Annotated in this window: 19 protein-coding genes; 15 read left to right on the top strand and 4 right to left on the bottom strand. The window is 63.5% G+C overall.

The genetic code is table 11. The features are described 5' to 3' along the window. Positions 1 to 229 precede the first annotated feature (229 nt). A complete protein-coding gene (purT, locus tag ACH5N8_RS11730) occupies positions 230 to 1,435 on the top strand; it encodes a formate-dependent phosphoribosylglycinamide formyltransferase (protein WP_483281435.1) in 1,206 nt (401 codons plus the stop codon). 122 nt (positions 1,436 to 1,557) lie between these two features. After that, entirely contained in the window at positions 1,558 to 2,259 is a 702-nt protein-coding gene (locus ACH5N8_RS11725; protein WP_483281434.1) for a lytic transglycosylase domain-containing protein, read from the top strand. A 16-nt stretch (positions 2,260 to 2,275) separates the two neighbouring features. Here the strand turns inward: ACH5N8_RS11725 and recQ are convergent, their stop codons facing one another. Next, positions 2,276 to 4,423 (bottom strand): DNA helicase RecQ, encoded by a 2,148-nt coding sequence (gene recQ, locus ACH5N8_RS11720; RefSeq protein ID WP_483281433.1) that lies wholly within the window; start codon positions 4,421 to 4,423, stop codon positions 2,276 to 2,278. A 192-nt stretch (positions 4,424 to 4,615) separates the two neighbouring features. Between recQ and ACH5N8_RS11715 the strand changes: the two genes are divergently transcribed. From ACH5N8_RS11715 to ACH5N8_RS11695, 5 genes are all read left to right on the top strand, one after another. Further along, positions 4,616 to 6,022, top strand: a complete 1,407-nt coding sequence (locus ACH5N8_RS11715) for a porin (RefSeq protein ID WP_483281432.1) — start codon at positions 4,616 to 4,618, stop codon at positions 6,020 to 6,022. A 47-nt stretch (positions 6,023 to 6,069) separates the two neighbouring features. Further along, positions 6,070 to 6,468, top strand: coding sequence for a small metal-binding protein SmbP (locus tag ACH5N8_RS11710; protein ID WP_460026876.1), 399 nt, complete (start codon positions 6,070 to 6,072; stop codon positions 6,466 to 6,468). A gap of 437 nt (positions 6,469 to 6,905) precedes the next feature. After that, entirely contained in the window at positions 6,906 to 7,244 is a 339-nt protein-coding gene (locus ACH5N8_RS11705) for a P-II family nitrogen regulator (protein WP_460026877.1), read from the top strand. 33 nt (positions 7,245 to 7,277) lie between these two features. After that, positions 7,278 to 8,600, top strand: coding sequence for an ammonium transporter (locus ACH5N8_RS11700; RefSeq protein ID WP_483281431.1), 1,323 nt, complete (start codon positions 7,278 to 7,280; stop codon positions 8,598 to 8,600). Positions 8,601 to 8,701: 101 nt separating this feature from the next. Beyond that, positions 8,702 to 10,093, top strand: coding sequence for an ammonium transporter (locus tag ACH5N8_RS11695; protein WP_483281430.1), 1,392 nt, complete (start codon positions 8,702 to 8,704; stop codon positions 10,091 to 10,093). A 53-nt stretch (positions 10,094 to 10,146) separates the two neighbouring features. Here the strand turns inward: ACH5N8_RS11695 and ACH5N8_RS11690 are convergent, their stop codons facing one another. Both ACH5N8_RS11690 and ACH5N8_RS11685 read right to left on the bottom strand, forming a co-directional pair. After that, complete coding sequence (locus tag ACH5N8_RS11690; protein ID WP_483281429.1) at positions 10,147 to 11,298, bottom strand: outer membrane beta-barrel protein; 1,152 nt, start codon at positions 11,296 to 11,298, stop codon at positions 10,147 to 10,149. Further along, positions 11,258 to 11,953 (bottom strand): DUF2959 domain-containing protein, encoded by a 696-nt coding sequence (locus ACH5N8_RS11685; RefSeq protein WP_460026881.1) that lies wholly within the window; start codon positions 11,951 to 11,953, stop codon positions 11,258 to 11,260. The genes ACH5N8_RS11690 and ACH5N8_RS11685 overlap by 41 nt, the downstream gene beginning before the upstream one ends. Positions 11,954 to 12,249: 296 nt before the next feature. Between ACH5N8_RS11685 and ACH5N8_RS11680 the strand changes: the two genes are divergently transcribed. The 6 genes from ACH5N8_RS11680 to ACH5N8_RS11655 all read left to right on the top strand — a co-directional run bounded on the left by ACH5N8_RS11680 (position 12,250) and on the right by ACH5N8_RS11655 (position 19,553). Further along, complete coding sequence (locus ACH5N8_RS11680) at positions 12,250 to 12,726, top strand: formate dehydrogenase subunit gamma (RefSeq protein WP_483281428.1); 477 nt, start codon at positions 12,250 to 12,252, stop codon at positions 12,724 to 12,726. Continuing rightward, a complete protein-coding gene (locus ACH5N8_RS11675) occupies positions 12,723 to 14,276 on the top strand; it encodes a formate dehydrogenase beta subunit (protein WP_483281427.1) in 1,554 nt (517 codons plus the stop codon). The genes ACH5N8_RS11680 and ACH5N8_RS11675 overlap by 4 nt, the downstream gene beginning before the upstream one ends. Before the next feature lie 107 nt (positions 14,277 to 14,383). Next, the gene (gene fdhF, locus ACH5N8_RS11670) at positions 14,384 to 17,230 is read left to right on the top strand and encodes a formate dehydrogenase subunit alpha (protein ID WP_483281426.1); all 2,847 of its coding nucleotides are present in this window, start codon (positions 14,384 to 14,386) and stop codon (positions 17,228 to 17,230) included. Positions 17,231 to 17,240: 10 nt separating this feature from the next. Continuing rightward, positions 17,241 to 18,065 carry a formate dehydrogenase accessory sulfurtransferase FdhD gene (gene fdhD / locus ACH5N8_RS11665; protein ID WP_483281425.1) on the top strand — a complete coding sequence of 275 codons (825 nt, stop codon included), beginning with the start codon at positions 17,241 to 17,243 and terminating at the stop codon, positions 18,063 to 18,065. Between the two features lie 69 nt (positions 18,066 to 18,134). Further along, the gene (locus tag ACH5N8_RS11660; protein ID WP_483281424.1) at positions 18,135 to 18,353 is read left to right on the top strand and encodes a formate dehydrogenase subunit delta; all 219 of its coding nucleotides are present in this window, start codon (positions 18,135 to 18,137) and stop codon (positions 18,351 to 18,353) included. 93 nt (positions 18,354 to 18,446) lie between these two features. Continuing rightward, on the top strand, positions 18,447 to 19,553 hold the full coding sequence (locus ACH5N8_RS11655; protein ID WP_483281423.1) for a glycerol dehydrogenase: 1,107 nt from the start codon (positions 18,447 to 18,449) through the stop codon (positions 19,551 to 19,553). A 5-nt stretch (positions 19,554 to 19,558) separates the two neighbouring features. Here ACH5N8_RS11655 and miaA read toward each other — a convergent pair whose 3' ends face one another. Then, positions 19,559 to 20,473, bottom strand: a complete 915-nt coding sequence (gene miaA, locus ACH5N8_RS11650) for a tRNA (adenosine(37)-N6)-dimethylallyltransferase MiaA (RefSeq protein ID WP_483283186.1) — start codon at positions 20,471 to 20,473, stop codon at positions 19,559 to 19,561. Between the two features lie 219 nt (positions 20,474 to 20,692). On the opposite strand from miaA, the gene tpiA reads away from it, so the two are divergent. Together tpiA and secG are read left to right on the top strand one after the other, a co-directional pair. Next, positions 20,693 to 21,445 (top strand): triose-phosphate isomerase, encoded by a 753-nt coding sequence (gene tpiA, locus ACH5N8_RS11645; protein WP_483281422.1) that lies wholly within the window; start codon positions 20,693 to 20,695, stop codon positions 21,443 to 21,445. Positions 21,446 to 21,456: 11 nt separating this feature from the next. Continuing rightward, positions 21,457 to 21,834 carry a preprotein translocase subunit SecG gene (gene secG, locus ACH5N8_RS11640; RefSeq protein ID WP_483281421.1) on the top strand — a complete coding sequence of 126 codons (378 nt, stop codon included), beginning with the start codon at positions 21,457 to 21,459 and terminating at the stop codon, positions 21,832 to 21,834. Positions 21,835 to 21,840: the final 6 nt, after the last annotated feature.

Here is a 21,840-nt window from a genome sequence, read left to right as displayed (position 1 = left end):
GTGTGCGGTCTATCGATTGCGTGGGCGGAAGAGGGTCGCATGCGCCACCCTGATCCGGCCACATTATTCTGGCATTTCCGATGCGCGGACTTGACGGGGGCGGCAGGCTTCACTGCCCGCGCGCCATGCCCGGGGCGGCGGATCGCCGTGTCCGGATCCGGGGCTCGGACACCGGTTTGCGAATGCCGCTACACTTTACGCCATCTTTTCCAACTCTCGGAATCCGATCATGATCATCGGCACAGCCCTCATGCCCGGCGCGACCCGCGTGATGCTGCTGGGCAGCGGCGAACTCGGCAAGGAGGTGGCGATCAGCCTGCAGCGCTACGGCGTCGAGGTTATCGCCGTGGATCGCTATGCCGGCGCGCCGGCCCAGCAGGTGGCGCATCGTCATCATGTGGTCGACATGACCGATCCGGCCGCACTCCGGCGGCTGGTGGCGGAGGAGCGGCCGCATCTCATCGTCCCGGAAATCGAGGCGATTGCCACCGATGCCCTGGCGGCGATCGAATCCGAGGGCCTGGCGACGGTCATCCCGACGGCGCGCGCGGCGCAGCTGACCATGAATCGCGAGGGTATCCGGCGTCTGGCGGCGGAAACGCTGGGGTTGCCGACGTCGCCCTACGTGTTCGCCGATTCGCTGCCGGGGTTGCGCGCAGCCGCCGAGCAGGTGGGGTTCCCCTGCTTTGTCAAGCCCATCATGTCCTCCTCGGGCAAGGGACAGTCGCTGCTCCGCTCGCTGGCCGATGTCGAGTCGGCATGGCGGCACGCTCAGACGGCCGGTCGGGTGCAGAACACGCGCGTCATCGTCGAGGGCAGGGTCGCCTTCGATTACGAGATCACCCTGCTCACGGTCCGCGCCCGGACGGCGCAGGGCGGCGTGGAGACAGTATTCTGCAAGCCCATCGGCCATCGTCAGGAGGCCGGCGACTACGTCGAGAGCTGGCAGCCGCAGCCCATGGCCACCACCGCCCTGGCCGAAGCCCGGCGCATCGCGCGGGCGGTGGTCGACAACCTGGGGGGGCTGGGGCTGTTCGGGGTGGAACTGTTCGTGCAGGGCGATCGCGTCTGGTTCAGCGAGGTCAGTCCGCGCCCGCACGATACCGGCATGGTGACCATGATTACCCAGGCCCAGAGCGAATTCGAGCTGCATGCGCGGGCGATCCTGGGGCTGCCGGTATCCACAGCCTTGCGGCAGCCGGGCGCCAGCGCCGTGATCTATGGCGGCGTCGATGGCGAGAATGTGGCGTACCGTGGGCTGGACCAGGCGCTGATGGTCCAGGGCACGGCGGTACGGCTGTTCGGCAAGCCCGCATCCCATGTCCGTCGGCGGATGGGGGTGGCGCTGGCGGTCGGGGAGGACATCGGAACTGCCTGCGAGCGGGCCCGCGAGGCCGCCAGCCGGGTGCATGCCTGCTTCCGGGAGGATGCCTGACGAGTGGCCTGCTGGCCGCCAGCCGGTTCTGTCCGCTGCCGGGCGCCAGGGCATCGCGCGCTTCCCAAGTGCGCCGATCCATGTAAACTGCAGGCTGTTTGCCCTCACGATCTCGCTGACGGATGACGCTGAAGCGCTTGCTTGAACTGGGATTGCTGGCCATCTGCACCACGACGCCGAGCGGTCCCGTCCTGGCCGATGTCTACAAATTCGTGACGCCCAATGGCCAGGTGATCTACACGGACCAGCCCCGGCACCGGGGCTACAAGCTGGTGATCAAGACACCGGCCCGCGATACCCGGCCGGTCACCATCTCGCTGGGATCCGGGCGCAAGCTGTTGCCTGACGTGCAGACCGCGATGCCCGCGGCACCGCCCATGCTGGTTTCGGCCAAGCTCCAGATTCAGGGCGACAAGGCTCGCAACCTCGATCTGCGGCGCATGCAGTATGCCGATCTGATCGAGCGTGCCGCCTTCCGGCATGGCCTGAATCCGGCGCTGCTGCATGCGGTGATTCATGCCGAATCGGCCTACAACCCGGCGGCGATGTCGAACAAGGGGGCGATCGGACTCATGCAGCTGATGCCGGGCACGGCAGCCCGCTACGGGGTTCGCGATGCCTATGATCCGGAGCAGAATGTCTTCGGCGGCGCCCGCTATCTCCGGGATTTGCTGGGCATGTTCGGTTCCGATGTGCGGCTGGCGGTCGCCGCCTACAATGCCGGCGAACAGAATGTGGTCAAGTATGGCTATCAGATCCCGCCCTTCGACGAGACCCGCAATTACGTTTCCAAGGTGTTGGGCTATCTGTATCGCTACAACTAGCCGAGTTGCCGCAAGCTCAGCCTGCCCGGACAGCGCGGCTCCACTCGGCCCGCAGGCAGCGCAGGAGTCCATAGTCGTAGCGGCCTTCGAAGGCCTCGAAGAGCGGCCTGACGCCCCGCTGCTCCTCTTGCGGCAGTCCTTCCCATACCCGCCTGATCCGCTGTAGCTCTTCCTCTTTCAGATCGACGACGTCGCCGATGGCGACCTGTCCCTGTTGTATGCCCTGGGCCAGGTGTTCCAGGATCGTGCTGGCCTTGAGCGCCCGGCGGGTGGCGATCTGCTCCGCGGTCATGCCCAGCCGAAACAGCTGTATTGATTCGGCCGCCGTGGCGCTCAGCTCGCGTCGCTGATCCGGGGAGGGGTGCCGGTGGATCAGTGCGAGAAAATCCTGACCGTACCGCTCCAGCTTTTTCTGACCGACGCCCGATAGCCGGCCCATCTCCGCCAGCGTGCGGGGCCGTTGCTGCACCATGTCCAGCAGCACCGAATCCTGGAAGATCACATAGGGGGGCACGCCTTGCGTTTCCGCCAGGCGCTTCCTGAGTCCCCTCAGCGCGTCCCAGAGTGTGTGATGGTCGGGATCGGCCAGGAGGGTGCCGGTCTGGGAGGCCTGGCGGCGGGCCAGCCGCTTGTCCTCGTCAAGCCGCAGCCGCAGGGGGATTTCACCCCGCAGGATGGGACGCGCCGCTTCGGTCAGCCTGAGAGCGCCATGGGCTTCGTGGTCGATGTTCAGGTATCCCAGGGTGATGAGCTGGCGGAACACGGACAGCCATTGCTTTTCGTCCAGCTGCTTGCCGATGCCATAGGTGCTGAGATGGCGGTGCCCCAGGCGCTCGATGCGCTCGTTGTTCCTGCCCAGCAGCACATCGATCAGGTGGTGCGCGCCGAAGCGCTGGTTGGCCCGATAGGCGCAGGACAGCGCCATCCGCGCGGCTTCGGTGCCGTCCCAGGTGGCCGGAGGGGACAGGCAGTTGTCGCAGTTGCCGCAAGGCTCCGGGAGCTCCTCGCCGAAGTAGCGCAGCAGGGTCTGCCGACGGCAGGAGGTCACCTCGCATAACCCCAGCATGGCGTCCAGCCTGGCGCGTTCCACGCGCTTGTGGCGTTCATCGGCATCCGACGCCTCCACCATCTGCCGCAGGGTGACGACATCCTGCAGTCCGTACACCATCCAGGCATCGGCGGGCTCGCCATCGCGTCCGGCGCGCCCCGTTTCCTGGTAATAGGCCTCGGGACTCTTGGGCAGGTCGAGATGCGCGACGAAGCGCACATTGGGCTTGTCGATCCCCATGCCGAAGGCGATGGTGGCGACGATGATGATGCCGTCCTCCATCAGGAAGCGCCGCTGGTGTTCCTGGCGCGTCCCGGTTGCGAGCCCGGCATGATAGGGCAGGGCGGTGAAGCCCTGGTCGGACAGGTAGGCCGCGGTTTCTTCGACCTTTTTTCGCGACAGGCAGTAGACGATGCCGGCGTCGCCCGCGTGCTCGGCGCGGAGGAAGTGCAGGAGCTGCGCCCGTGCCTGGCGTTTGGCGGCAATGGTGTAGCGGATGTTCGGCCGGTCGAAGCCGCTGCAGAAGACGCGCGCCTGTTCCAGCGCCAGCCGCGCGATGATTTCCTGCCGGGTGCGCTCGTCCGCAGTGGCCGTCAGGGCGATGCGGGGGATCTCCGGGAAGCGCTGATGCAGCAGCGACAGTTGCAGATAGTCGGCGCGGAAGTCGTGTCCCCACTGGGAGACGCAGTGGGCTTCGTCGATGGCGAACAGGCTGATCGGCGTTCGCGTCAGCAGCGACAGGAACCGCTCGGTGTTCAGGCGCTCCGGGGCGACGTAGAGAAGGTCCAGCTGGCCGGCCGCGAACTGGCGCTCGACATCCCGCTGTTCCTCCAGTGCGAGACTGGAATTCAGGAAGGCGGCCTGGATGCCGAGTTGGCGCAGTGCCTCCACCTGATCCTGCATCAGGGCGATCAGGGGCGAGACGACGAGTCCGGTACCGGGCCGGATCAGCGCCGGTATCTGGTAGCACAGGGACTTGCCGCCACCGGTTGGCATGAGCACCAGGGCATCCCGGCCGGCAAGCACCTCCTCGACGATGAGACCCTGAAGACCGCGGAAAGCAGGATAGCCAAAGGTGGTCTGCAGGACAGTCAACGGCGTGATCATGGCCGACATTCTAATTCAGGACCCGGGTAACAAGCCGTAGGATATGTCACCGCGATGTGGCCTGGTTTGGTGCATGACTGCACTGATTCGGCGGGGCCTGTTGCAAGGAAGCCAAGGCTCGTTGCTGTTTTATCGGTTTTTTCCCTGGCTGGCACGCCAAGTGCTTTGAACGGGACGAACCTCACATTTTCGGAGAAAGACATGCGTAAACATCGACTCCCGGTAGCGCCGCGGTTAGTGGGATGTGCCGCCTTGCTGGCGACCGCGGTGGCGGTCACGGCCAGGGCCGAGGATATCGAAGAGACCACCGGGTTCTTCGATTACGCCCTGGGCAGCAACGATCCACAGTTCATGAAGGATTGGGGAATTACCTGGGGCGGCTGGGTCCAGGCCGGCGTCACCGCCAACGCCAACAATCCTGCCGATGGCTTCAATGGTCCCGTCACCTTCGGTGATCGTGACGGTGAGTTGCAGATGAATCAGCTGTACGGCTTTGTCCAGCGGGCCATCAACGTCAATGGCGACGACTGGGATTTCGGCGGTCGCTTCGACATCATGTACGGTTCCGATGCCATCTTCACCCAGGCCTATGGTGTTCCGACCCTCGACCCGCGATCGGGACAGCCGCTCAATCGGGGCAACTGGGACCTGCACCTGACCAGCTGGGATCAGCGCTTCTATGGGCTGGCGTTCCCGCAGGCCTATCTCGAAATGAATCTGCCGGTGGGCAACGGTCTCGCCATCAAGGCCGGTCACTTCTACACGATTCTGGGCTATGAGGTAGTCACGGCGCCGGATAACTTCTTCTACACGCATGCCTACACCATGCAGTATGGCGAGCCCTTCACCCATACCGGCTTGCTCGGTTCCTATGCCTTCGATGACAACTGGAGCCTCAGTGCCGGCGCTGTCACCGGGAGCGCCACCGGCGGCTGGGATGGCAACTTCAATACCCAGCTGAGCAACTGGAACTTCCTCGGTGGTGTGACCTGGACCAGTGACGACAAGGCCTACTCCATCAACCTGGGTTCCACCGCCGGCGCGCGTTCCGCCACCGCCAGCAGCCCTTGGGCGATGTACAGCCTGGTCGGCAAGGCGAACTTCCTTGACAACACCCTGCACTATGTCCTGCAGAATGACATGGGCTTTGCCGACGATGTGATTACCGGCAACGGTCTCTCCAACAACAAGCCCGGCGGGTTGGAGAACGCAACCTGGTATGGCATCAACCAGTATCTGATGTACGACATCGAGGACAACCTCGGCGCTGGCATCCGTATGGAGTGGTTCCGTGACAACAACGGTTTCCGCGTTCTGGGGCCGCAGCGTTGCCCCGGCAGCTTCAACCTGAACAAGGAAGGGGTTGGCAGCACTTACGCCTGTGGTGCCGACTATGCCGCTTACGTCCCGAACGGGGGCTACACGCCGGGCGCCGACTATTACGGCCTGACCGCGGGTCTCAACTACAAGCCGCTGAAATGGGTCATGTTGCGTCCCAATGTTCGTTACGACTGGTCGTCCAACGACCAGGCATTCATGGGATCGACACCGCAAAAAATGACCGATACCCAGTTCACCTTCTCGGCGGATGTGGTGATCACGTTCTGATCGGCGTAAGTTAAGACCACTCCCAGGCATTCGGAGGAACACGATTTATGAAAGCGAAACATTTTGTCGGCGTCATGGCTTGCCTGCTGGCGGGTCTGACCCTGTTGGGCGGTTGTGCCGAGAAGAAGCCGGTCGGCGCCGCGGGTGGCGAGGCCATCGAGAAGACCCTCAAGGCAGCGGAGCAGGATGCACGCACCGGCAACGAGCAAAAGGCCATCCAGGAGATCAATGCCGCGGAAAAGGCCCTGATCGAGGAGGACAAGAAGAAACCCTACGTGCAGGGGTACAAGTCGTGGACCGGCGAGGACGCCAAGGCCAAGGCCGACACCGATGCGATCAAGGAACTGGATCACGCCCGCAAGGATGCCAAGGGCAACCTCGCCGGCGATGCGGCTGACGAGATCAAGAAAGCTATCAAGGATGTCGAGGTGAAGGAAAAAAATTAGCTCCCCAATTTCCTTCGCTCGATGAGCCCTTGGAACCACCTGCCGCAAGGCAGGTGGTTTTTTTCTGCCCGCCGATCGGCCCTGGTTTCGTTCCGGGTTCTTGAAGTCCGGCCCGTGAGCCGCGCCGCGACTGGCCAGCAGGGGACTGTCGCATCCGGGCATGGCTGGCGGGCGCGCCGCATCGGGGCGACAGCCTCTCAGCCCTTTCACCATCAGGCGGCGCGTGCTCCATTCTGGGGCATGGGCGGCGCAGCTGGCCGGTGTCACGGGCCCAAAATGCCGGGTATCGCCTCTCTAGCTTCATGCAATCCGCGTTTCGCCGCGCAGGCGGGGCGGTTTCCCGTGCCTTGCCGTCAACTCCCCCGCAGGCTGGCACGTCTTCTGCTTCGGGTATGTACGAGCTCACCATCCCATTCTCACGCAGGAGTAAATCAGCCATGAAGTTAGTGACCGCCATACTCAAGCCATTCAAGCTAGACGATGTTCGCGAGGCGCTGTCGGAAGCCGGCATCACCGGTATCACCGTGACCGAGGTCAAGGGGTTCGGGCGCCAGAAAGGCCATACCGAGCTGTATCGCGGCGCCGAGTACGTCGTCGACTTTCTGCCGAAGATCAAGCTCGAGTGCGCGGTGACCGACGCGCAACTGGATGCCGCGCTGGACGCCATCGCGGCGACTGCCAACACCGGCAAGATCGGCGACGGCAAGATCTTCGTCTTCGACCTGGAACAGGTCATCCGCATCCGCACCGGCGAGACCGGTGCCGACGCGCTCTGATTCCATCCGTTTTCAAACGACTAGGGTAGACCCATGAGCAGATTTCCCTTCCCCTCGCGCTTGTCTCCGTATCTGCCGCCGAAGGCCCCCCTGGGGCACATCGCGCTGACGGCCCTGTTTGCGGCCAACCCCGCCCTGGCCGATGAGGCCAGGCTGGACAGCGGCGATACCGCCTGGATGCTGACCTCCACGGCCTTGGTGCTGCTGATGACCATTCCCGGCCTGGCGCTCTTCTACGGTGGCATGGTCCGGAAAAAGAACGTGCTGTCGGTTCTGATGCAGTGCTTCGCCATTTGCTGTCTGATGACGGTGCTCTGGTTCCTGTTCGGTTACTCGCTGGCGCTGACGCCGAATGGCAACGAAGCGCTCAATCAGGTGATCGGCAGTCTCGACAAGGTCTTTCTGCTGGGGGTGACCGCCACGTCCCTGTCGGGGACGATTCCGGAATGGCTGTTCATCATGTTCCAGATGACCTTTGCCATCATCACGCCAGCCCTGATCGTCGGCGCCTTCGCCGAGCGCATGAAGTTCTCCGCCTTGCTCTGGTTCAGCGGACTTTGGCTGATCCTGATCTACATCCCGGTCGCCCACAGCGTCTGGGGCGGGGGCTTTCTCGGCAGCGCCGGCGTGCTGGATTTCGCCGGTGGCACCGTGGTTCACATCAATGCCGGCATCGCCGGCCTGGTGGCCGCGCTGATCGTTGGCAAGCGCAAGGGCTATGGCACCGTCTCCATGGCGCCCCACAATCTGACGCTCTCCATGATCGGTGCCTCCCTGCTCTGGGTGGGCTGGTTCGGCTTCAATGCCGGTTCCGCCGTCGCCTCCAATGCACTGGCGGCGGTGGCGATGCTGAACACCCAGGTGGCCACGGCGGCCGCGGCGCTCGCCTGGATGTTCGCGGAGTGGATCGTCGCCAGGAAGCCGAGCCTGCTCGGCATCGTCTCCGGGGCCGTGGCCGGACTGGTCGCGATTACGCCGGCGGCTGGCTTCGTCAACCCAACCGGTTCGCTGCTGATTGGCCTGATAGCCGGCATCGGCTGCTATATCGCTGCGGTGCCGGTCAAGAAGCTACTGGGGTATGACGATTCGCTCGACGTATTCGGCGTCCATGGCGTGGGTGGCATCATCGGCGCAATTCTGACCGGTGTCTTCGCCGATGCGAGCGTCAATCCGGCCGGCAAGGCGGCAAGCGCGGCCCTGCAGGTTTACGGGGTGGCCGTCACCATCGTTTACACGGCGGTGGTGTCGGCGCTGATCCTCTTCATCATCAAGGCGGTCATTGGCCTGCGTGTCAGCACGGCTGACGAGGAGGCGCAGGGGCTGGATATCAGCCTGCATGGCGAATCCGTCAGCTGAGCCTAGGAGCGGGGTCTGGGCGATCCTTTCGCCCGGGCCTTGCCGACGCGAGAGCGGGTCTTTCTGGAGCGATGATGAGGATACGTAAGGGAGAGGGCGCCATGAGAAAATCGATTCAAGTGCTGGGGGCTATCGCGCTGAGCCTTGGGCCTGCAGGCCTGGTTCTTGCCGAGTCGGCAACCCCGGTCCCCGACAAGGGCGATGTCGCCTGGATGGTGGTGGCTACGGTGCTGGTCACGCTGATGGTGATACCGGGGCTGGCCCTGTTCTATGGCGGCATGGTGCGTGCCAAGAACATGTTGTCGGTACTGATGCAGGTGTTCGTGATCTTCTCGCTGATGGCCGTGCTGTGGGCGCTGTACGGCTACAGCATCGCCTTCACCGAGGGCAATGCCTTCTTCGGCGGCCTCGACAAGGCCTTCCTGGCCGGAGTCACGCCGCAATCCACGGTCGCCACCTTCAGCAAGGGCGTCGTGATTCCGGAATATCTCTACATCGCCTTCCAGCTGACCTTTGCCGGCATTACGCCGGCGCTCATCGTCGGCGCCTTCGCCGAGCGGGTGAAGTTTCCGGCGGTGCTGCTGTTCGTGGCAATCTGGTTCACCTTCGCCTATCTGCCGATGGCGCACATGGTCTGGTACTGGGCCGGCCCCGACGCCTATGTCAGTCCCGCGGCGGCCGCGGCGGCCGGGGAGACCGCCGGATTCCTGTTCCAGAAGGGGGCGCTCGATTTTGCCGGCGGCACGGTCGTGCATATCAATGCCGGCGTGGCCGGTCTGGTCGGCTGCGTCATGGTCGGCAAGCGCATCGGCTATGGCAAGGAGTCGATGGCGCCGCACAGCGTCACCCTGACCCTGGTGGGAGCGTCCCTGCTATGGGTTGGCTGGTTCGGCTTCAATGCCGGTTCCAACCTGGAAGCCAACGGTACCACCGGCCTGGTGTTCATCAATACCCTGCTGGCAACGGCGGCGGCCACCCTGGCCTGGGTCGCGGCGGAATGGACGCTGCGTGGCAAGCCCAGTCTGCTGGGCGCGGCGTCGGGTGCCGTGGCGGGGCTGGTTGCCATCACCCCGGCATGTGGCTGGTCCGGTCCCATGGGGGCCATCGTGCTGGGATTGGCGGCCGGCGGTGCTTGTTTCTGGTCCGTGTCGACCTTGAAGCGCATGTTCTATTACGACGACGCCCTGGATGTCTTCGGCGTGCACGGGATCGGTGGCATCGTCGGGGCGCTCGGCACCGCCATCGTCGCCGCGCCGGCGCTGGGTGGCACCGGTGTCTACGACTACATCACCGAGTCGATCGGTGATTACGATCTCAAGTCACAGTTCATCAGCCAGTGCTGGGGTGTCGGCACGGTGCTGCTCTGGTCGGCTGTCGTCTCCTGGGTCGCCTTCAAGGTGGTCGATCTTGCGCTGGGGCTGCGTGTCGGCGAGGAGGTCGAGCGGCAGGGGCTGGACATCCACGAGCATGGCGAGAAGGCCTACAACCCCTGATCAGGTTTTTTCTTGAGTGGCTCTTGCTTGGGCACCCTTGGGTGCCCTTTTTTTTACTGATTTTCATCGTAGGTCAGAATCAGGGCGAAAAACAGCAGGTTCTGTCCCGGTACCAGGAGCGGCTGGTTGCCGGCGGCGTTGAAGAAACCGCCCTCGGGTCCGATGGAGGTGTCATGCCGGAATTCCATGCGTACGGTGGCGGCGGAGGGGCCGACTAGCGTTGTCCGGTACTCCGAGGTGAGGGTGACGGCGCTGATGAATTGCTCCAGTCCGGTCAGCTGGCCATCCGGGTCCCAGTAGATTTCCGGTCGCAAGGCCAGCGACCAGGGGCCATCGATATGCCAGCGCGACCAGATGGCACTGCCCATCCACACGGTCTGCAGGCCGCTGGTGGCCAGTTTCTGGGTGCCGATGTCGTAGGCCATGGCCAGCAGGATCTCGTCGCTGCGCCATTCCAGGATAGTGTCGGAGAAACCTCGCCAGTAGCTCAGGGCCGTTTCTTTCTGCTCGGGCCCGAAGAAGAGGTTCTGGGTCAGTGTCCAGCTAGCCTGAGGCCGCCACTTCAGCTGGGCGCCGTACTTGGGCTGATCGCCCACGAAGGCCAGGTAGTCGTAGTCGCTGAGGAGGTAGAGGCCGGCGCTCAGGTTGCCGAGTACGGCATACTCGGCGCCGGCACCGATGAGGAAATAGGGCGAGTAGTCCGCCATCCAACTGCGCGTATAGTTCGGATTCTGACCCGCGTACATCGATTCGAAGCCAATGAAGCTGTTCATCAGCCCGGCCTGGAGCTTGAGCCCGTTGCCGATGTCGGCCAGATAGGACACGTTGGCGCGCGAGAACACGCTGAGGACATCGGCGCCGGGCAAGGGGTTCTGCGATTTCGAGGGCTTCTGCGCATCCATGTCGTCGCCGCCCTGCAGGCCAAGCTCCAGACCCCAGCGTGAGCTTTCGTCAGGTGGTTTGTAGAGGTACATCATCCCCATGTTGGGGTCGAAGGCGTTGAGTCGCCGCGTGGTCAGCTTGCTGCGCCACTCGATTGTGCGATCGCCGCCAAGGTCATCGGCGTAGGAGACATCCAGGTACGCGCCATACTGCCAGCCTCCCGTATCGGCAGCAGCGGACTGCGCTCCGCTGGCCACGCCCAGAACCAGCAGGCCGGCGAGGCTAGCCCCGCTCGGCGGGCAAAGCCTTGGGCTGAGTGCCATTCAGCGATTCCACGAAGGCGTTGGCGCGGGAGATGGACCGCTCCATGGCGCCGATCAGCCCCGAGACACCGGCTGTCATGGCATTCAGTTCATGCTGGAGGGACGCGATGGCCTTGGCGTTCAGGTTGTGCTTGAGGTAGAGCACCTGATCCTGGAAGGCATGCAGCACCGGGTCGATCTTGCCCTCGGCCCGGCGCATGGCGTTGATCAGCTGGCCATAGTGCTGCTGGGTGAGCCGGAGCTTTTGCCGGCTGCTACTGCGCAGGCTGCGGTTGGTGTACTGGTCCAGTTCCGCCTCCCATTCGTTGAACAGCGCCAGGGCGACATCCTCCACGGCATCGATGCGATCCTGAACCGCCAGCGCCTTGGCATTGCTGTAGTCGTACTCGATCTTGAGTTGCCGGTAGACGTCCTCGAGGTCGCCACCGTCGAATCGCGTGAGCTGGCTGAATCGGTCGAGCGCGGTCTGGAACTGTGCCTTGGCTTCTTCCAGACTGTCGCGGGCATGCTCCACCCGTGCCACCAGGATGTCCCGCTTGTGGCGGCCGGTGGACTCGATCACGCTGAAGTACAGTTTCTGACCGCGGGAGATGACGAAGCGGGTCAGCGACTCGATGATGTTTTCGAGGGAGAGTGGCGGCTTGCGTTTGCTCATCAGGCTGGAGGCTATAACCGGAATTGGGCCGGGTATTGTACCCGTGGGTACCATGTGCCGCGGCTGGGTCCGGTCCGGGAGGCCGGCTGTGGAGACTGTCTCCTGGTGGTGAAAAGATTTTTTGGCGAAACCATCCGCGCAGGCCGAAAAACCGAGTAAAATACTCAACAAAGTGGTTTTCAGAACCGGGGACAGCGAGTAGAATCCGGCCCATTCAACAACCGATCAGCCTCGATCCAGTCGTCTGCTGCCGATCTCTTGGGCAGGGGCGGGCCGGTCGTGGGCAGGGAGCAGGAATGACAGCACAACCGTCTTATTACGAGGACGTCAAGGCCATCATCGAGGGATTGAAGGACAAGCCGGGTCCCTTGCTGCCTATCCTCCATGCCATCCAGGACCGACTGGGTTACGTGCCTCCCGACACGGTGCCGGTCATCGCTCGCGATTTGAATCTCTCCCGGGCGGAGGTCCACGGTGTCATCACCTTCTACCATTATTTCCGCGAGACCCCGCCGGGGCGTCAGACCGTCTATGTCTGCCGTGCCGAATCCTGCCAGGCCATGGGCTCGGAGGCTCTGGAAGAGCATGCCAGGCAGCGTCTGGGGGTCGATTATCACGAGAATACCGCTGATGGCGGCTTTACCCTGGAGCCGGTCTACTGCCTCGGCAACTGTGCCTGCTCACCCTCGATCATGGTAGGCAAGGATGTTTACGGCCGAGTGACCCCGGAGCGGTTCGACGAAATCCTTGATGCGGCGCAGGCAAGTTCATGAGCAAGATTTACATACCCAGAGATTCCAGCGCGCTGGGGCTTGGCGCCGAGCGTGTCGTGGAGGCTATCCAGCTGGAGGCTGGCCGCCGTGGCGTTTCCATCGAGCTGGTCCGGAACGGATCGCGTGGCCTCTATTGGCTGGAGCCGCTGGTGGAAGTGGAAACCCCGGCCGGTCGCTGTGCCTACGGGCCGGTGACCCCGGGCGATGTGGCTAGTCTGTTCGAGGCCGGTTTCCTGGAAGGTGGAGCGCATCCGCTGGGGCTGGGTCTCACCGCCGACATTCCCTACCTGAAGCAGCAGGAGCGCCTGACCTTCGCCCGCGTGGGCATTACCGATCCCGTCAGCCTTGAGGATTACCTGAGCCATGAGGGATACCGGGGGTTGAGGCGGGCGCTGACCATGGCGCCTGCGGACATTGTCGAAGAGGTCACGGAATCGGGCCTGCGGGGCCGCGGCGGGGCGGCATTTCCCACCGGTATCAAGTGGCGTACCGTCCTGAATGCGGCTGCCGACCGGAAGTACATTGTCTGCAACGCCGACGAGGGCGATTCCGGAACCTTCTCCGATCGGATGATCATGGAAGGCGATCCCTTCGTGCTCATCGAGGGCATGACCATCGCCGGTCTCGCCGTGGGCGCGACGCAGGGCTACATCTACCTGCGCTGCGAATACCCCCATGCACATGTGGCACTGAACGAGGCGATCGCAGCCGCCTGCGCGGCGGGCTACCTGGGCGATGATGTGCTGGGTAGTGGCAGGGCCTTCCACCTGGAGGTGCGTCTGGGCGCCGGCGCCTATGTCTGCGGCGAGGAAACCTCATTGCTGGAAAGCCTGGAGGGCAAGCGCGGGCTGGTGCGCTACAAACCCCCGCTGCCGGCCATCAAGGGCCTGTTCGGGCGGCCGACGGTAATCAATAACGTCATCTCCCTGGCATCCGTACCCATCATCCTCGACAGAGGCGGCACCTACTACCGCGATTTCGGCATGGGTCGTTCCCGGGGCACGCTGCCGATCCAGCTGGCCGGGAATCTCAAGCGGCCCGGTCTGGTGGAAAAGGCCTTTGGCGTGACCCTGCGGGAAATCCTCTACGACTATGGCGGCGGCTCGGCGAGCGGCCGGCCGATTCGTGCGGTTCAGGTGGGTGGGCCACTGGGCGCCTATCTGCCGGAGTCGCAGTTCGATACGCCGCTGGATTACGAGGCGTTCGCCGCGCAGTGGGCGGTGCTGGGGCACGGCGGTATCGTCGCCTTCGACGACACCGTCGACATGGCGAAGATGGCGCGCTATGGCATGGAGTTCTGTGCCATCGAGTCCTGCGGCAAGTGCACACCCTGTCGCATCGGTTCCACCCGTGGCGTCGAGGTCATCGACAAGATACGTGCCGGTATCGATCGCGAGCGCAACATTGCCCTGCTGCGGGAGCTCGGCGAAACCATGCTGGCGGGTTCACTGTGCGCGCTGGGCGGCATGACACCATACCCGGTCTTGAGCGCCTTGAATCATTTCCCCGAGGATTTCGGGGTGAACAACGCCGCCAGCAAGGCGGCCTGAACAAACAGGAACAGGGCCAGAGGACAGGCAGCAGGAATCGGTTCGCGTGGACCTGCGATAACAGACACTCCGCGTGAGTTGAGCATCTGACACCCAGGAGGCAGATCATGGCTGTACGAGATTGTGATTTTGGAACCCCGGCGAGCGAGTCGCCGAACACTGTCACGCTGGAGATCGATGGTTTCCGCGTCACCGTGCCGGAAGGCACTTCTGTCATGCGCGCAGCGGCGAGCGTGGGTATCCAGATTCCCAAGCTCTGCGCCACCGACAGTCTGGAGCCGTTCGGCTCCTGCCGCCTCTGTCTGGTCCAGATCGAGGGTGGGCGTGGCCTGCCGGCCTCCTGCACCACGCCGGTGGCCGAAGGCATGAAGGTCTGTACCCAGAACGAGCGACTGGCGAACGTCCGGCGCGGTGTGATGGAGCTCTACATCTCCGATCACCCGCTGGACTGCCTGACCTGTTCCGCCAACGGCAACTGCGAATTGCAGGACATAGCCGGGGCGGTCGGGCTCCGCGAGGTCCGCTATGGCTATGAGGGCGAGAATCACCTCAAGGCCGAAAAGGACACCAGCAACCCCTACTTCCAGTTCGATCCGTCCAAGTGCATCGTCTGCTCACGCTGCGTGCGCGCCTGCGAGGAAGTGCAGGGCACTTTCGCGCTGACGATCGACGGCCGTGGTTTCGACTCCAAGGTGTCGCCCAGCCAGAATCAGCCCTTCATGGAATCCGAGTGCGTTTCCTGTGGGGCCTGCGTGCAGGCCTGCCCGACCGCCACCCTGATGGAAAAGTCCGTCATCGAGAAGGGGCAGCCAGAGCACAGCATCATCACCACCTGCGCCTATTGCGGCGTGGGCTGTTCCTTCAAGGCCGAGATGAAGGGTGCCGAGGTAGTGCGCATGGTGCCGAACAAGGATGGCCATGCCAATCACGGTCACTCCTGCGTCAAGGGCCGTTTCGCCTTTGGCTATGCCACGCACAAGGACCGCATTACCAAGCCGATGATCCGCAAGCAGATCACCGACCCCTGGCAGGAGGTTTCCTGGGAGGAGGCGATCGGCTATGCGGCATCCGAGTTCAAGCGCATCCAGGCGAAGTATGGTCGTGGCTCGGTCGGCGGCCTGACCTCCAGCCGCTGCACCAATGAGGAGGCCTACCTGGTGCAGAAGCTGGTACGTGCCGCCTTCGGCAACAACAACGTCGATACCTGTGCCCGTGTCTGTCACTCGCCGACCGGTTACGGTCTCAAGCAGACCCTGGGCGAGTCGGCCGGTACCCAGACCTTCGATTCCATCCGCAAGACCGATGTCATCCTGGTGATCGGAGCCAACCCGACCGACGGTCATCCGGTCTTTGGTTCGGCGATGAAGCGCCGTATCCGCGAGGGAGCACGGCTGATCGTCGCCGATCCCCGCGATATCGACCTGGTCCGTTCAGTGCACGTCCAGGCCGACTATCACCTCAAGCTGCGTCCAGGCACCAATGTGGCCCTGATCAACGCACTGGGGCATGTGGTGGTCACCGAAGGGCTTGCCAACGACGAATTCGCTCATGCGCGGTGCGAGTCGGAGTCCTACGACAAGTGGAGGGCCTTCGTCAGCCAGGAGCACAACTCGCCGGAAGTCAGCGAGGCAATCACCGGCGTTCCGGCTAATCTGGTACGCGAAGCCACGCGTCTCTATGCCACCGGTGGCAACGCGGCCATTTACTACGGACTGGGCGTGACCGAGCACAGCCAGGGTTCGACCATGGTCATCGGCATTGCCAACCTGGCCATGGCGACCGGCAACATCGGTCGCGAAGGCGTCGGCGTCAATCCGTTGCGTGGCCAGAACAATGTGCAGGGCTCCTGCGACATGGGCTCCTTCCCGCATGAACTGCCTGGCTATCGCCACGTTTCGGACACCACTACCCGTACCCTGTTCGAGTCTGTCTGGGGTGTTGCGCTGGAGTCCGAGCCGGGTCTGCGCATCCCGAACATGTTCGGTGCGGCGCTGGATGGCAGCTTCAAGGGGCTGTACTGTGAAGGCGAGGACATCGCCCAGTCCGATCCCGACACCCAGCATGTGCATGCTGCCCTGCGTGCCATGGAGTGCGTGGTGGTACAGGATCTGTTCCTCAATGAGACCGCCAAGTTCGCCCACGTCTTCCTGCCAGGCGCTTCCTTCCTGGAAAAGAGCGGCACCTTCACCAATGCCGAGCGCCGCATTTCGCCGGTACGCCGGGTCATGCCGCCGCTGGCAGGCTATGAGGACTGGGAGGTGACCCAGCTGCTGTCGAACGCCTTGGGTTATCCCATGAATTACGGCCATGCCTCGGAGATCATGGACGAGATCGCCAGTCTGGTGCCCACCTTCACGGGTGTCAGCTTCGCCAAGCTGGACGAACTGGGCAGCATCCAGTGGCCTTGCAACGACGAAGCGCCGGAAGGCACGCCGACCATGCATGTCGATACCTTCGTGCGTGGTAAGGGGCGCTTCATGCTCACCGAGTACGTACCTACCCAGGAGCGCACCAACAGTCGTTTCCCGCTGATCCTGACCACTGGGCGCATTCTGTCCCAGTACAATGTCGGTGCCCAGACCCGCCGTACCGCCAATTCGATGTGGCATGCCGAGGACCGGCTGGAGATCCATCCGCACGATGCCGAGGATCGCGGCATCAACGACGGCGACTGGGTCGGCATCAAGAGTCGCTCCGGCGAGACCGTGCTGCGTGCGACGATCACCGAGCGGGTGCAGCCGGGCGTGGTCTACACCACCTTCCATTTCCCCGAATCCGGCGCCAACGTCATTACCACCGACAATTCCGACTGGGCCACCAACTGCCCTGAATACAAGGTCACGGCGGTCCAGGTGACCAAGGTGGCGGGACCTTCGGAGTGGCAGCGTCAGTACCGCGAATTCAGCGAGGAACAGCAGGGCCTGCTGGATCATCGGCTGGCAACCGCCGAGTAATCCGGGCGGGATGGAGGCGCTTGCTCCTGAACTCGGGTGGCCCGGTTACCGGGTCCGCCCGGTTCAGCGATGGCGAGGCCCGACCGCCGAGAACATCGACGATTGTGTTGCCGAGGAGGCGCCGATCGTGCTCATGTACAACGGGGAGCCGCATGTGGTCATGCTGGCCACACCACTGGACCTTGAAGATTTCGCCCTTGGTTTCAGTCTTACCGAAGGCATCATCTCCCGGTGCTCGGAGGTTGAATCGGTTCGCGTTTACGAGCGCGCGGAGGGTATCGAGGTCCGCCTGAAAGTGCCACCGGCGCGTTGCGAAGCGATTGGCGACAAGGGACGCAACCTTACCGGGCGCACCGGTTGCGGCCTTTGCGGAGCGAGAACCCTGGAGCAGGCGATCAAGAAGCCGCCACCGGTACGCTCAACCGTGACGGTCAAGGCGGACGAGATGATCCGGGCATTGCGTCAGCTGCGTGACCGGCAGCGACTGAACAGTCTCACGGGGGCCGTTCATGCGGCGGCCTGGGTGGTGCCGGGCCAAGGGCTGTTGCAGCTTCGCGAGGATGTCGGCCGGCACAATGCGCTGGACAAGCTTATCGGTGCGCTCTCCCGACAGCGGGTTGATTTTGCGGCAGGCTATGTCGTTGTCACCAGTCGTGCCAGCTTTGAGATGGTGCAGAAGTGCGCCATGGTTGGTGTTGGCCTGATGGCGGCGATATCGGCACCTACGGGGCTCGCCATCAAACTGGCCGAGGAAGCCGGGCTGACACTGGTCGGTTTTGCGCGCGACGATAGCCATGTGGTGTATGCGCACCCGCAGCGCCTCTTCCATGGTTAATGATTTTCTTCTCACCCTGCTCTTCAACGAGCCGTTACCGGCGTCCTGAGCGTAATCTCTTTCGGCATCATGGATACAGAAAACCTGGTTAAGATGGCCAACAATATCAGCGACTTTTTCAGCGCCGAGCCCGATCACGAGGCAGCGGTCAAGGGCATGGTCGACCACCTCGAGCGTTTCTGGGAACGGCGCATGCGCGTGGCCATCATCCAGCATCTCGAGATGGGGGGCGGTGGCCTCAGCGATGTCGCCCGTGATGCAGTTGCCCGGTTGGCCCGGACGGCCTAGCCTCTGGGGAACTGTCTTGCCAGGCTTGTCCCGCGTCGCATGATGCTCACCGGCGGCGGAATCAACGGAAGGAGAGAAAGGTAGGTGGCTGGCATGCTGTCGGTATTCTGTTCTCCCGCGCGCTATGTCCAGGGGCGCGAGGCAACCCGCCATCTTCCCGCCGAGCTGCTCAGGCTGGGGCATGGGGGGCAGGCCCTGATCATCGCCAGCCGCAGTGCCCGTCGATTGCTGGAGAACATCTGGCGAAACGGCTTCGAGGCGGCCGGGATCCCCTTTGCGGTGCTCGATTTTGGCGGTGAATGTTCGGCCGAGGAGATCGCCGGGGGCAAGGGGGAGGCTACCCGCCTCGATGCCCGGTTGATCGTCGGTGCCGGTGGCGGCAAGGTTCTGGATGCTGCCCGGGCGGTTGCGGCCGAACTGGACAGGCCGGTTGCCTGTTGCCCGACCACGGCGGCCAGCGATGCCCCATGCAGCGCGCTATCGGTGGTCTACACGAGCGATGGCCAGTTCGAGAAGTGCCTGTTCTACAAGCGCAATCCCGACTTGGTCCTGGTGGATACAACCGTCATCGCCCAGGCACCGGTTCGCTTGCTGATCTCCGGGATGGGGGATGCCTTGGCTACCCGCTTCGAGGCCGAGACGGCCCGCTTGGCCTGCAAGGCCAACCAGGTTGGGGGCGCGAGCACGATCGCTGCCGCAGCCCTGGCCGATCTCTGCTACCGGACCTTGCTGGCGGATGGTGTCGCGGCGGTGGCCGCGGCCCAGGTGCATGCCATCACGCCGGCTTTCGAGCGTATCGTCGAGGCGAATACGCTGCTGTCCGGCCTGGGGTTCGAGTCCGGCGGCCTGGCGGTCGCCCATTCCGTGCACAATGGCTTGACGGCTGCGCCGGAAACCCATGACCGCCATCACGGCGAAAAGGTGGCTTTCGGGACGCTGGTTCAACTGGTACTGGAAGGTCGTGATTCATGCCTGATCGAGGAAGTCCTCGGATTCTGCCGGTCGGTGGGATTGCCCACGACCCTGCGCGATCTGGGGCTTGAAAACCTCACCCCCTCGCGGGCCGCCGCTATCGCCGAGCGCGCCGTGGCGGCGGGCGAGACCGCGCATAACGAAGCCTTCGAGGTAACGGCCGATGCCATTCGCGATGCCATCTTTGCCGCCGATGCCTGGGGGCGTGCCTTTCGGGGCGGCCGGTAACCCATTCAACGCTGCTTGTCTCGGAGGTGCTCGATGGCCTCGAGCGTCTTGGCAAGCAGATCGGTGTCTCCCGAGCTAAGGTGGAGAGCCCCGGTTTCCCGCTTCAGCCAGGTCATCTGGCGCTTGGCGAATTGCCGCGTCGCAATGATGGCGCGCTCGATCATCGCCTCGTGGCCGAATTTGCCTTCGAGGTAGGCCCACACCTGGCGGTAGCCCACGGCCCGCAAGGCGGGCATGTCCGGATCGAGGTCGCCGCGGCGGTGCAGTCTTTCCACTTCGCCGATCAGACCCTGTTCGATCATCGCCAGGAACCGTATGCGGATGCGCTGCTGAAGCGCCGTGCGATCGGTCGGTGCCAGGACGAGCCTGCAGAATCGGTAGGGCGTGTCGGCGGCGGGCGGAGTCCCGAAGTGCTCGCTCAGCGGCCTTCCCGTGAGGCGATGGACTTCCAGCGCCCGCTGGATCCGCTGTGCATCGTTCGGATGAATGCGGCGGGCGCTGTCGGGATCAACCTGGGCGAGTTGCGCGTGCAGGGCGGGCCATCCCCGGATCGCGGCCTCGGCGTCGATCGTTTCCCGCACGGCCAGGTTGGCGGTGGGCAGCATCGACAGCCCCTGCAGCAGGCCGCTGAAGTAGAGCATGGTGCCTCCCGCCAGGATCGGGATTCGGTCGCGGGCAACGATCTCGTCCATTTTGGCCAGGGCATCCCGCAGGAATTGCCCGGCGGAGTAGCGCTCCGACGGATCCAGGATGTCGATGAGATGGTGCGGGACGCCGGCACGTTCGGCGAGATCGGGTTTTGCCGTGCCGATGTCCATGCCTCGATAAACCAGTGCGGAGTCCACGCTGATGATTTCCCCCCCCAGCGCCCCGGCCAACTGGATGGCCAAGCGGGTTTTGCCCGAGGCGGTGGGGCCCATCAGGGCGATGGCGAATGGGCGATTCGGTGACGCGGGCGGCAAGCAGGCTGTATTTCGTGGTGGTTGGGGGCGACAGTGTAGCGAAAACCCTCTTGGGTTCGCTGGTTGCTACCGGTGGCGTTCCCGGTAAGACGTGACGGCGGCGGCGTCCGGCTTGAAATGCCAAGCGGTGCTCTGTAGTATTCCACGGTTTATTTGTGTCTTGTTCGGAGAAGCAGCATGGCTCGTCGCCCGTTGGTCGTCGGTAACTGGAAAATGAATGGAACCCGTACCAGTTCGCAGAAACTGTTGGCGGATATTCTTGCCGGGCTGCCGGACGGGTGCGCGACCGATGTAGGCGTATGTCCCCCCGCCATCTTCATTCCAGAAGCTTCTGCTGCTGTCGCCGGGAAATTGATCCGGCTGGGCGCCCAGAACGTCGCTGATCAGGATCAGGGTGCCTTCACCGGCGAGATTTCGGCATCCATGCTGCGGGAGTTCGGTTGCTCGCTGGCTATCGTGGGCCATTCCGAACGTCGTGCGATTTATGGTGAAACTGATGCGTTGGTGGCCGCTCGCTATGCCAAGGCAATTGCCCACGGGGTGACGCCGATTCTTTGTGTCGGCGAGACCCTGGAGGAGCGTGAAGCCAATGCCACATTCGCCGTAATCGACAGACAGCTCGGCGCGGTTCTGGACCTTTGCGGTGTCGAGTCCCTGCAGGATGCGGTGATTGCCTACGAACCCGTATGGGCCATCGGGACCGGTCGTACGGCGAGCAAAGAGCAGGCACAGGAAGTGCACGCCTATATCCGCGCCCAGATTGCGGCGCGCAACGCCGATGTTGCCGCCAAGGTTCAGATTCTCTACGGTGGCAGCGTCAAACCCGACAATGCAGCCGAACTCTTCGGGCAGCCTGATGTCGATGGCGGCCTTATCGGTGGCGCTTCTCTGGATGCACAATCCTTCCTGGCCATCTGCCTCGCAGCTTAACGGAATCCGTCATGTATCAGGTCTTAATGGTCGTTCACATCCTGATCGCGCTGTCGATCGTGGGACTGGTGATGTTGCAGCAGGGCCGGGGTGCGGATGCCGGAGCCGGCTTCGGAGGCGCATCCAATTCGGTTTTTGGCGCGCGCGGCGCCGCGTCATTTCTGTCCCGGACTACCGCCATTCTGGCAACGGTATTCTTTCTTACCAGTCTGACCCTTGCTTACCTGGCAGGTAATCAGGATAATAAGCAGTCCGACATCATGGATATTCCCGTGACGGAGGATGCCGCAAAGCGTGATCTTCCCCCCGTTTCGATGGATCCGCCCGCGCCGGCAAGGAGCGATGTTCCTGCGGTGGCACCTCCCGCGCAGCCGGCAGGCAACAACTGATCACCG

This window comes from Methyloparacoccus sp. NF-16 (assembly GCF_056880625.1).
Note: the sequence above shows the minus strand (reverse complement) of the source record. Positions and strands in the feature narration are given on the sequence as shown.

Bases quoted from the DNA above. Each gene is read 5' to 3' on its own strand.
- miaA (WP_483283186.1), bottom strand. From the start codon at position 20,473: ATGGGCCCCACCGCCTCGGGCAAAACCCGCTTGGCCATCCAGTTGGCC.
- purT (WP_483281435.1), top strand. From the start codon at position 230: ATGATCATCGGCACAGCCCTCATGCCCGGCGCGACCCGCGTGATGCTG.
- secG (WP_483281421.1), top strand. From the start codon at position 21,457: ATGTATCAGGTCTTAATGGTCGTTCACATCCTGATCGCGCTGTCGATC.
- ACH5N8_RS11725 (WP_483281434.1), top strand. From the start codon at position 1,558: ATGACGCTGAAGCGCTTGCTTGAACTGGGATTGCTGGCCATCTGCACC.
- fdhD (WP_483281425.1), top strand. From the start codon at position 17,241: ATGGAGGCGCTTGCTCCTGAACTCGGGTGGCCCGGTTACCGGGTCCGC.
- ACH5N8_RS11680 (WP_483281428.1), top strand. From the start codon at position 12,250: ATGACAGCACAACCGTCTTATTACGAGGACGTCAAGGCCATCATCGAG.
- ACH5N8_RS11710 (WP_460026876.1), top strand. From the start codon at position 6,070: ATGAAAGCGAAACATTTTGTCGGCGTCATGGCTTGCCTGCTGGCGGGT.
- ACH5N8_RS11685 (WP_460026881.1), bottom strand. From the start codon at position 11,953: ATGAGCAAACGCAAGCCGCCACTCTCCCTCGAAAACATCATCGAGTCG.
- ACH5N8_RS11695 (WP_483281430.1), top strand. From the start codon at position 8,702: ATGAGAAAATCGATTCAAGTGCTGGGGGCTATCGCGCTGAGCCTTGGG.
- ACH5N8_RS11715 (WP_483281432.1), top strand. From the start codon at position 4,616: ATGCGTAAACATCGACTCCCGGTAGCGCCGCGGTTAGTGGGATGTGCC.
- ACH5N8_RS11655 (WP_483281423.1), top strand. From the start codon at position 18,447: ATGCTGTCGGTATTCTGTTCTCCCGCGCGCTATGTCCAGGGGCGCGAG.
- ACH5N8_RS11700 (WP_483281431.1), top strand. From the start codon at position 7,278: ATGAGCAGATTTCCCTTCCCCTCGCGCTTGTCTCCGTATCTGCCGCCG.
- tpiA (WP_483281422.1), top strand. From the start codon at position 20,693: ATGGCTCGTCGCCCGTTGGTCGTCGGTAACTGGAAAATGAATGGAACC.
- recQ (WP_483281433.1), bottom strand. From the start codon at position 4,423: ATGTCGGCCATGATCACGCCGTTGACTGTCCTGCAGACCACCTTTGGC.
- ACH5N8_RS11690 (WP_483281429.1), bottom strand. From the start codon at position 11,298: ATGGCACTCAGCCCAAGGCTTTGCCCGCCGAGCGGGGCTAGCCTCGCC.
- ACH5N8_RS11705 (WP_460026877.1), top strand. From the start codon at position 6,906: ATGAAGTTAGTGACCGCCATACTCAAGCCATTCAAGCTAGACGATGTT.
- ACH5N8_RS11660 (WP_483281424.1), top strand. From the start codon at position 18,135: ATGGATACAGAAAACCTGGTTAAGATGGCCAACAATATCAGCGACTTT.
- ACH5N8_RS11675 (WP_483281427.1), top strand. From the start codon at position 12,723: ATGAGCAAGATTTACATACCCAGAGATTCCAGCGCGCTGGGGCTTGGC.
- fdhF (WP_483281426.1), top strand. From the start codon at position 14,384: ATGGCTGTACGAGATTGTGATTTTGGAACCCCGGCGAGCGAGTCGCCG.